The sequence below is a fragment of the Streptococcus mitis genome (genome assembly GCF_946190285.1).
Lineage (GTDB): Bacteria > Bacillota > Bacilli > Lactobacillales > Streptococcaceae > Streptococcus > Streptococcus mitis_CP.
Genome location: NZ_CAMHZX010000003.1, coordinates 181,253 through 191,392, shown reverse-complemented (window position 1 = coordinate 191,392; position 10,140 = coordinate 181,253). Strand labels below are relative to the sequence as shown.

The window sequence follows — 10,140 nt, the reverse complement described above, 5'->3', positions numbered from 1 at the left end:
TCTGCTTTTGGTGCGGGTGTTGCAGGTTCTTCCACTTTCGGCGCTGGTGTCGCTGGTTCTTCCACTTTCGGTGCTGGTGTCGCTGGTTCATCTGATTTTGGTGCGGGTGTTGCAGGTTCTTCCACTTTCGGCGCTGGTGTCGTTGGTTCCTCTGCTTTTGGCGTTGTAGCCACTGGCTCGTCTGATTTTGGCGCTGGTGTTGCAGGTTCTTCCACTTTCGGTGCTGGAGACGCTGGCTCGTCTGATTTTGGCATGCTAGCCACTGGTTCGTCTGATTTTGGCGCTGGAGACACTGGTTCTTCTGCTTTTGGAACTGGAACTTCAGAACTTGGATTTGAAGCTACAGGTTGATTTGTAGTCCCAGTATTTGAAGGAGCATTGTCTGTTACTGGACTTGATTCACCTGCATCAGCACTAGTTGTAGCGCCCAGTGATGGAGTATTTGAAACTCCTTCCCTTGTTTCGGCTTTTGGCGCAACTGAAACTGAGGTTTCTGATTTCGGTGCTGATACTGCTGGTGTTTCCACAACCACTGGTGCCGTTTGTTTCACAGTAGTGGTTTGCTCTCCAGTTACAGTATCTGTCTTTGTTTCAACTTCATAACTTTGACGGCTACCAGAATTATCAATCGACACTCGCTGTCTTTTTACTTCTGTATTTCCATCTTTTAGAAAAGCTTCTTCTCTAAAATACAATTTATTATTAGCAAAAATCAAATCTCTATTTGCAATACGATTTATCTCAACCAAACTATCAACAGATAGCCCCGTTGCCCCACTAATAGCACTTAGTGTATCTCCCCACTTAATTGTGTAGTGTGATAAATTGTCTATATTTTGAATATCAGCTTTTACTTCTGCAACTGTTCTGGCTACCCAAACACCATCTTGTTCATTAGCTGATACAGTTGGAGCTAAAAAGCCCAGCCCCAATAAAATCACACCTGTCGCAACAATTGCACCAGTTCTTAATTTTCTAAAGCCACGTAGGGATAATGTCCCTCTAACATTTGTTTGTCTCATTGTTTTCCTCACTATTTTATATTTTAAAAAAAGCAAACTCAGCCACACAGGCCCGTCTACCTTTGCAGTCTGGATAGATATCTACGGGTTTTCTATTTATTTAAAAGCAAATTATGAATAAATTTTTATGCATATTTGAATATAGAAATTGCAAATTATCCTTCCACTGAATTCAACGATTTTAGTATATCACATCCACCATCAAAAGTACAAAGAAAGCAACTGAAAGCAATGATTTTCACCACTGCTTTCGGCTCTATTTTGAATTGTTAAATAACCATTCTCTATTCACCATTCTTGAATAGAAAAATAAGATGTAGTCTCTATTTTAGACTAATTTTTTCAAACTTATTCGCTATCCAGCAAGAGTTCTTTTGGTTGTTTTCTGAGGAGATTGCTTGAAGCAAGCGCCATAACGAGAACCACTAGAACCAAGGCAAGGACAAAAACGATGATAAAGTCCGATGTCTGAATGGAAATGTCTAGACTTGACAAGGTCTTACTAAAGCCATCTACTTCTGCACCACCACCAAGGTTAGAGGCTTGAGCAGCCTTGCTGGCTTGCTTGGCAACACCTGAAGTGACATTGGCAAGAACAGTATTTCCGATTGCACGCGCTGTGTAAGTAGCTAAGAAGTAAGCAGAAACAAGAGCAGGGATGGCAATCAAGATGGATTCAGTGATGAATTGCCCCAAGATACTTGCCTGCTTGAGACCGATAGAGAGGAGAATCCCCACTTCCTTGCGACGGGCATTGATCCAAAGGCTGAGTAAGAGGGCAAGGAGAAGAACTGAGAAACTCAAACTGCCCCAGAAGAGGAGATTGGCCATCTTGTACATACCAGAGATGGATTGCTCAAGAGCTGGGTAGTTAGAGGAGCTCTTAACTAAAGTATAGCTCTTCCAGTTGATACCACTGATGCCATTCAACTCTTTCATAACATCATCCAAGTTCTTGTCCGCTGTTACAAAGAAGGTTGCGTCCCCATAAATAGCTGTGTCTTCTGTGTATCCATAAAGTTTTGCAGCAGTGTGAATGTCTGTGATAGCTGTATTTTCATAGAGTTCTTGTGAGTAGGTTACTGCTGACTTATTATGACCATCAAAGAGTCCCTTGATTGTCACTTCGACTGTTTCCTTGGCACCTTTTTCATTGTCTGCATCGTAGATATTAGAGTCTAGTTTGACCTTGTCCCCTACTTTCCAGCCGTGTTTGGCTGCCAAGTCCTTGTGCAGGAGGATCTTGTCCTTGTCGTCGTTGTTTAAGTGCTCACCTTCGACCAACTTATAAGAACCAGAGACAAACTTGTCTTCTTTAGAGGAGTCATTGACACCTGTAATCATCAAGCTACTTCCAAAATGTTTAGCACGGTCAGGTGTCAGATTTTTCTTGGTTTCTGGAGTTTCGATAAGTTCATATCCAGTCAAATCTCCGATAGCGTTGATGCGTTTAACATAAGACTCGATGGCCTTGTTTTCGGTGATTTTTTTGATATCTTCACCCTTGATATTCCCAGCACCACGTGGCGTTCCTTGATTGACGCGACGATTGATTTGCATGGAGAAACTATTGGTAATATTTTTAAAGGTCTCCCGAGAAGCCTTGGCAGTAGCTCCCTTGATCGACAAGCCGACCAAACTCAAGCTCGCCATGAGGAGAATAATCAGGAAGATGACAATCGATTTGAAAAACTTCCTTGTAACATAAGCAAATGCGTTGTGTAACATAGGTTCCCTTTCTAGATTTTATTCTATTTTATAGTTTGAACAGAAAAAGCTCATATTATTTCGTCGTATTGCGAGTTTCAGTCAGTTTCTTGTCCTTCAACTCAAGTGTAATATCTGATGCTTGTGCCACTTCTTTGCTGTGAGTTACGACGATGACACATTTACCTGTTTTCTGGGCAAGTGATTTGAGCAGTTCGATAATATCTCCAGCAGTTTTAGGGTCCAGATTTCCCGTTGGCTCATCCGCTAGAATAACTGGAGCTTCTGATACCAAACTACGAGCAATGGCAACACGTTGCTGTTGACCCCCTGATAACTGGAGAACATTCCGCTTGATCTGACTTTCATCCAGACCAAGTTCAAGAAGTGTATCCTTACTTGCCTTTTTATTGACCAAGCGGATATTTTCCAGTGGAGAAAGATAATCTATCAAATTATAATTTTGAAAGACCAGGGAAATATGGTGCATGCGATGGTAGGAATAACCCTTCTTACGAATGTCCTCTCCTTGAAAAAGGATAGAACCTTCAACAGGACTATCTAGACCAGCAAGTAGGGACAAGAGTGTGGATTTTCCTGCTCCTGACTCACCAATAATACTGTAAAATTTCCCGGGTTCAAAATTATAATTGATCTGATATAGGACTGCTTCAGCAGTGTTCTTATAACGGTAGGTAACATCTTGTAATTGTAATAAAGTCATGATTTCTCCTTCTTATACTCAATGAAAATCAAAGATCAAACTAGGAAGCTAGCTGCAGGTTGCTCAAAGCACAGCTTTGAGGTTGCAGATACAGCTAACGCGGTTTGAAGAGATTTTCGAAGAGTATTAACTAATAGATGATAAAATTTCTTTCGGCGATTTTCTAAATAAGAATAGGAAACAAAGTGCTACAGATAAGCAACTGAGCAGAACTAGAAAAACATAGGATTCTGCAAAGGATAGGAGACTAGTTGATAGACCGCTTGCTTTGGCCAGCGTATCCTGTAAGCTTGCCTGATCTCCACTGGCTAGGACAGTTTGGAGCAGATAGGATGTAATGGCATTTCCAGCGATAAAGGATGGAAGCAAAGCTCCAAGAGATACCAAAACTACCTCTAAACAGAACTGTAGGAAAATCGAGCTCTTGCCTTTTCCAAGTGCCAGTAAAATTCCCACTTCGTAGACCCTTTCTCTCAGCCAGAGAGACAAAACCAGAATTAAGGCTCCTGCTCCTGCTATCAACATCCCATAAAGAAAAATGGTCAGAAAGGTCTGGAAGGTTGCAACTGAGTCTTTGATTTGTTCAAAAGCCTTGCTTTCCTTTTCGACTTGATAACCTTGATTTTCCAAAGACAAGTTTTCTACCTGCTTCATGAGTCCGTCCATTTCCTTAGGATTTTCTACATAGAAGCGAGCTGCACTGACTAGAGATTCACCATTACCCAAAAGGCTTTGGCTACTTTCATAGTCTGTAAAGACTTGGTTTTCACTGAAGTCAGAAGACAAACCTGTAAATTTCTCTTGTTTTTTACCAGAGAAGATTCCGACGATTTCAAACTCGACAGTTTGTCCTTTGCCAGATTCTGACTGTCCAGCATCCAAGCTAATCTTGTCATGAAGGGAAAGACCGTTCTTCTTGGCCAACTCTTCGTGGATGAGAATTTTCTTGGAATCCCCTTTTTGAAGGTGTCGCCCTTCTTTTAGATTGAAAGCCGAGCTGGTAAAGGTCACATCCTTAGATGAATCCTCAAGAGCTGTTAAGCTAACCAAGTTTTTGTCTGCAGCTGACAAATCATCACGCTTCACGCTCTGCTCGCCACTCACCGCTTCCTTGTCTTTTAGTTTTGCAATCGTCTCCAGTTCAGGAGAAACATTTTCCAGTCCCTTAATCTTGCTTACATATACTAGGTCTGACAGCTTGAAAGTCTGACCATTTTCTATCTTTTTAATAGAAAAGGATGTGTTGAGTGATTTGTAAAGATTGGTTTCAACTGTTTTGTTGGACTTCATCAGAGTCAAACAGGCTGAAATTCCAGCCAACAGGAGCAATAAAATCAGAAATAAAATAAAACTTCTCAGTCGTTTTCTGCTGACATAAGCCCAAGCTCTTTGGATTGGATTCATTTGTCACCTCCATATTTGTAAGACTATTATAAAATTCAAATATGAAATGTTTATGAAATACAAAAAAAGAGCAACAATTTTTTGCTCTACTTGAATTAGATAAAAAAAGAGCTAGCTTAAGCTAACTCTTATCCTATGCGGAGAGAGGGACTTGAACCCTCACGACCTAAAGCGGTCACAGGATCCTTAGTCCTGCGCGTCTGCCAATTCCGCCATCCCCGCGTCGATTACTTTACTAGTATATCAACTTTTAGGATGCTTGTCAACACTTTTTTTCAATTTTTTTCATTTCATCAACCAAATTACTCTGAAATTTCATTTAGATTTTCATCTACTAACTTAGCTCCGAGTGTATTTTTGAAATGACCTAGGGCAAATTGATGATTTTCAGGCCAGATAGATGCAACAGCTGGTTTAACAATCTCGATATCATATCCTAGATTATAGGCATCTATAGCTGTATGCAAGACACAGATATCCGTCAAAACTCCGGTTAAAATAACTGTAGAAATTCGACGCTCTCTCAAACGGATATCCAGGTCAGTCCCTGAAAAAGCTGAGTAATGGCGTTTATCCATCCAAAAGATACGATTGTCTGAACCATGCTCTTGATAAAAGGTCCCCAAATCTCCGTATAAATTCCGTCCACTAGTCCCAATCAAATTGTGAGGAGGAAATAGCTTGCTTTCTGGATGGAAACAATCGTTTTCTTCATGAGCATCAATAGTAAAGAAGATGTAGTCTCCTCGTTCAAAAGCTAGTCGAGTTACCTTGCTGATGGCATCCGAAATCGCCTGAGCTGGAGCGCCTGCTGTCAATTTTCCACTATCAGCAACAAAATCTTCTGTATAGTCAATCGAAATTAAAGCCTTAGTCATTAGTAATCTCTTTTCTTCACTTCTTCAAAAATGTCTGAAATCAAGACCTTAAGATAGGTTCCCTTCATTCCAAGTGAGCGACTTTCAATAATCCCTGCAGACTCAAGTTTACGAAGGGCATTGACAATCACAGAACGGGTTATTCCAATACGGTCTGCAATCACAGACGCAGTCAACTGCCCTTCATTTCCATTTAATTCCCCTAAAATTGCTGAAACAGCACGGAGTTCGGAGTAAGAAAGGGTATTAACCGCCATGGTAACAGCAGTGCGACGGCGAATATTTTTCTCATCTTCTTCACGTTGGAAATTAAGGAGTTGAATCCCAACAACGGTACTCGCAATCTCAACAAGAATCAAGTCCTCGTCTTCGAATTTTTTATCATTGCGCCAAATAATCAAAGAACCAAGGCGAATCCCTGATACATGAATCGGTGCAATAGTCGTCAAACCATCTGGAAAGTCGGCACGACTTTCCACAGGGAAAATACTCAAATCATGATCAACTGTCAGATTGGCTTCTGTATCGTAAATCATGTTCGCACCTTGAATGTAGTCATCCGGGAAAATTTTAGTTTGGAAGAATTGCTCTACACGATCTGTATTGGTTTTGTAACGCATAAAATAGCCAAGGAGACGTCCCTTGCTATTAACGATACAGGCGTTACAGTCAATAATATCTGCCAATTGACGGGTAATCGCATTGTAGGGAAGTTCTTCCTGCAACTGCTCCTCTGAGCGCTTCAGGATAGAAGTAATTTTTCTAGTTTTTTCTAATAAATGTGCCATTTTTCACCTCGAATTTAATCGCTATCATTATAACATAAACAGCTTGAATTTTCAATTATTATCTGAAAATTGCTTATTTAATTGCAATTTGAAAAAACAAGAATATTTTTAATTAAATTGCTTCTTTTCTATTGACAAGCTCCCTATTTTTGTGTATTATAATATTACAAGAAGATAATATATCTATTTTATTTATCTTTCTTTTTCCATTCGGTCTCCTTATATAAAAAAGCGATTCATTTTGAACCGCTTTTTCTTATTTATCGCCCTTGTTACGAATAACAAAGCCTGTTTGCTTTTCACTTGAAGTATTGCGTGGTTTTTTATTGTCTTTATTACGGTAACGTCTGTCTTTATCAAAACGATCATTGCCACGACTTCCTTTTTTGAAATCATCACGACGACCATTGCCACGGCGATCACGGTCTCGACGGTCGTCCCCACGACGGCCTCCACGACCTCCCTTAGCTTTACCACCGAAGCCATTACCTGATGGTTTAAATGGCAGTGGTTTTTCACGTGCAATCTCCACTTCAGGAAGACTATCTGGGTCTTGAACAGTCAGACTCAAGATATACATTGCCAATTCTTCTGGAGTAAATTCGGCAGCTAGCTTACGAGCATCCTTACCAAATTTCTCAAAGTTGGCACGGATAGTCTCATCTGCAAAATCACGTTCGATTTTCTTGAGAGCTACGTGTTTTTTTGCTTGGAAGGCTTCTTCTGCACTTGCAGGTTTGAGACCTTTCATGCGTTTCTTAGTCAAGTTTTCAATGATTTGGAGGTAGCCCATTTCATTTGGTGATACGAAAGTAATAGACTGACCTGACTTACCAGCACGACCTGTACGACCAATACGGTGAACATAACTTTCAGGATCTTGTGGAATATCGTAGTTATAGACATGGGTCACACCTGAAATATCCAAGCCACGCGCTGCAACGTCTGTCGCAACCAAAACATCAAGATTGCCATTTTTAAAGTCACGAAGGACACGAAGACGTTTGTTTTGGTCTAGGTCTCCATGAATTCCTTCAGCACGGAAGCCACGGATTTTAAGACCACGAGTCAATTCATCTACACGACGTTTTGTACGACCAAATACGATAGCAAGTTCTGGTTGTTCCACATCCATAAGACGAGTCATGGTATCAAATTTTTCTTGTTCTTTAACACGAATATAGTATTGGTCAACCAATTCTGTTGTCAATTCCTTAGCAGCAATCTTCACATGCTCAGGTTCTTTCATAAACTGAACACCGATACGTTTGATGGCATCTGGCATAGTTGCTGAGAAAAGCAAAGTTTGACGACTTTCAGGGACACGAGAAATGATAGCTTCAATGTCTTCAAGGAAGCCCATGTTGAGCATTTCATCCGCTTCGTCAAGGATAAGAGTTTCAATATCTTGTAATTTCAAGGCCTTGCGTTTAATCAAGTCCAAGAGACGACCTGGAGTTCCCACCACGATATGGGCACCAGATTTAAGAGCCTTAATTTGTTTTTCAATGCTTGATCCGCCATATACTGAGCGGACTTTGACTCCCTTACTACGACCAAATCGGAAAAGTTCTTCTTGACTTTGGACAGCAAGTTCACGAGTTGGAGCGATGACCAAGGCTTGAATAGTCGCTTCTTCTGTACGAATTTTTTCAAGAGTAGGCAAGCCAAAGGCTGCAGTTTTTCCTGTACCAGTCTGAGCTTGACCGATAACATCCTTGCCTTCAAGGGCCAAGGGAATAGTTTGTTCTTGGATAGGACTGGCTTCTACAAAACCAGCTTTTTCAATCTCTGCTAGCAAATCAGCAGACAAGTTTAATTCATTAAATTTCACGTTATTCTTCTTTCTAAAGGTGGTGCGAAGCCACCCTATAGGGCTTAGTTTATACTTTTCTTTTTATGACGTATTTTCATATACTGGATACAAAAACGTGTTGCTTCTTTTCCACAAAAGAAAAGTACTGTTTTCTTTGCAACCTATCTAGTATAACACAAGAGAGAAGCAAAAGATAGCCTAATCCATCGATAAAGTCATGTAAACGATTTTTCTGAGAAAATAAAGTTAAACTTTCCACTATTTCATAAACTTTTTTAAAGCGTAGCAGAATTGTGCAAAAGTTTTTTTCTTGTGCTAGAATGAAATTCGAATAGGAGGAAGATAAATGTTAACTTATGATTTAATCGTTATCGGATTTGGTAAAGCTGGTAAAACACTAGCTGGTAAATTGGCTTCAGCTGGCAAAAAAGTTGCCCTCGTTGAACGTAGCAAAGCTATGTACGGTGGAACTTGTATCAACATTGGTTGCATCCCAACTAAAACTTTGCTAGTTGCTACTGAGAAAGACTTGTCTTTTGAAGAAGTCATTGCTACTAAAAACACTATCACTGGTCGCCTCAACGGTAAAAACTATGCTACTGTTGCTGGTACAGGCGTGGACATCTTTGATGCGGAAGCTCACTTCCTTTCAAATAAAGTCATCGAAATCCAAGCTGGTGATGAAAAGAAAGAACTGACTGCGGAAACAATCGTCATCAACACTGGTGCTGTTTCAAACGTCTTGCCAATCCCTGGACTTGCTACAAGCAAGAACGTCTTTGACTCAACAGGTATCCAAAATTTGGACAAATTACCTGAAAAACTTGGTGTCCTTGGTGGCGGAAACATCGGTCTTGAATTTGCTGGTCTTTACAACAAACTTGGAAGCAAGGTTACAGTCCTAGATGCCTTGGATACTTTCCTTCCTCGTGCAGAACCTTCCATCGCAGCTCTTGCTAAACAATACATGGAAGAAGATGGTATTGAACTGCTTCAAAACATCCGTACTACTGAAATCAAAAACGACGGTGATCAAGTCCTTGTCGTAACTGAAAACGAAACTTACCGTTTCGATGCCCTTCTCTACGCAACTGGACGTAAACCAAACGTAGAACCACTTCAACTTGAAAATACAGATATTGAACTTACTGAACGTGGCGCTATTAAAGTAGACAAACATTGTCAAACAAACGTTCCTGGTGTCTTTGCAGTTGGAGATGTCAACGGTGGCCTTCAATTTACTTACATTTCACTTGATGACTTCCGTGTTGTTTACAGCTACCTTGCTGGGGACGGCAGCTACACACTTGAAGACCGTCTCAATGTACCAAACACAATGTTTATCACACCTGCACTTTCACAAGTTGGTTTGACTGAAAGCCAAGCAGCTGATTTGAAACTTCCATACGCCGTTAAGGAAATTCCTGTTGCAGCAATGCCTCGTGGTCACGTAAATGGAGACCTTCGTGGAGCTTTCAAAGCTGTGGTTAATACTGAAACAAAAGAAATTCTTGGAGCAAGCATCTTCTCAGAAGGTTCTCAAGAAATCATCAACATCATCACTGTTGCTATGGACAACAAGATTCCTTACACTTACTTTACAAAACAAATCTTCACTCACCCAACCTTGGCTGAGAACTTGAATGACTTGTTTGCGATTTAAGTTGAGATTTAATCGTATCGAACAGCCCTCTGAGGGCTGTTTTCATTTCTGCGAAATCTCATACTCTTCGAAAATCAAATTCAAACCACGTCAGCTTCACCTTGCCGTATATATGTTACTGACTTCGTCAGTTCTATC

The 10,140-nt window shown here is 40.6% G+C and carries 8 protein-coding genes and 1 tRNA gene; 1 reads left to right on the top strand and 8 read right to left on the bottom strand.

Features of this window, described 5'->3' with window-relative positions; all coding sequences use genetic code 11:
* The 8 genes from N8L39_RS06200 to cshA form a co-directional block, all read right to left on the bottom strand.
* The coding region (locus N8L39_RS06200) for a LysM peptidoglycan-binding domain-containing protein (RefSeq protein WP_261039323.1) at window positions 1-1,022 on the bottom strand (1,022 nt) is incomplete at its 3' end.
* Between the two features lie 348 nt (window positions 1,023-1,370).
* Entirely contained in the window at window positions 1,371-2,750 is a 1,380-nt protein-coding gene (gene vex3 / locus N8L39_RS06195; protein ID WP_261010295.1) for an ABC transporter permease subunit Vex3, read from the bottom strand.
* Between the two features lie 55 nt (window positions 2,751-2,805).
* Window positions 2,806-3,453 (bottom strand): ABC transporter ATP-binding subunit Vex2, encoded by a 648-nt coding sequence (vex2, locus tag N8L39_RS06190; protein WP_023946252.1) that lies wholly within the window; start codon window positions 3,451-3,453, stop codon window positions 2,806-2,808.
* Window positions 3,454-3,579: 126 nt separating this feature from the next.
* Complete coding sequence (locus N8L39_RS06185) at window positions 3,580-4,857, bottom strand: ABC transporter permease (RefSeq protein ID WP_261010296.1); 1,278 nt, start codon at window positions 4,855-4,857, stop codon at window positions 3,580-3,582.
* Window positions 4,858-4,993: 136 nt separating this feature from the next.
* Window positions 4,994-5,079, bottom strand: a tRNA-Leu gene (locus N8L39_RS06180).
* Between the two features lie 80 nt (window positions 5,080-5,159).
* Window positions 5,160-5,735 carry a cysteine hydrolase family protein gene (locus tag N8L39_RS06175; RefSeq protein WP_261010297.1) on the bottom strand — a complete coding sequence of 192 codons (576 nt, stop codon included), beginning with the start codon at window positions 5,733-5,735 and terminating at the stop codon, window positions 5,160-5,162.
* The gene (gene codY, locus N8L39_RS06170) at window positions 5,735-6,523 is read right to left on the bottom strand and encodes a GTP-sensing pleiotropic transcriptional regulator CodY (protein WP_000940738.1); all 789 of its coding nucleotides are present in this window, start codon (window positions 6,521-6,523) and stop codon (window positions 5,735-5,737) included. Before codY ends, N8L39_RS06175 begins: the two co-directional genes overlap by 1 nt.
* A gap of 256 nt (window positions 6,524-6,779) precedes the next feature.
* The gene (gene cshA / locus N8L39_RS06165; protein ID WP_004269842.1) at window positions 6,780-8,357 is read right to left on the bottom strand and encodes a degradosome RNA helicase CshA; all 1,578 of its coding nucleotides are present in this window, start codon (window positions 8,355-8,357) and stop codon (window positions 6,780-6,782) included.
* 328 nt (window positions 8,358-8,685) lie between these two features.
* Here cshA and N8L39_RS06160 point away from each other — a divergent pair, with 328 nt between their 5' ends.
* Window positions 8,686-10,002 (top strand): FAD-containing oxidoreductase, encoded by a 1,317-nt coding sequence (locus tag N8L39_RS06160; RefSeq protein WP_261010298.1) that lies wholly within the window; start codon window positions 8,686-8,688, stop codon window positions 10,000-10,002.
* Window positions 10,003-10,140 lie beyond the last annotated feature (138 nt).

Excerpts from the sequence above, each read along its gene's own strand:
- vex3 (WP_261010295.1), bottom strand. The coding sequence starts at position 2,750 with ATGTTACACAACGCATTTGCTTATGTTACAAGGAAGTTTTTCAAATCG.
- N8L39_RS06175 (WP_261010297.1), bottom strand. The coding sequence starts at position 5,735 with ATGACTAAGGCTTTAATTTCGATTGACTATACAGAAGATTTTGTTGCT.
- vex2 (WP_023946252.1), bottom strand. The coding sequence starts at position 3,453 with ATGACTTTATTACAATTACAAGATGTTACCTACCGTTATAAGAACACT.
- N8L39_RS06185 (WP_261010296.1), bottom strand. The coding sequence starts at position 4,857 with ATGAATCCAATCCAAAGAGCTTGGGCTTATGTCAGCAGAAAACGACTG.
- N8L39_RS06160 (WP_261010298.1), top strand. The coding sequence starts at position 8,686 with ATGTTAACTTATGATTTAATCGTTATCGGATTTGGTAAAGCTGGTAAA.
- codY (WP_000940738.1), bottom strand. The coding sequence starts at position 6,523 with ATGGCACATTTATTAGAAAAAACTAGAAAAATTACTTCTATCCTGAAG.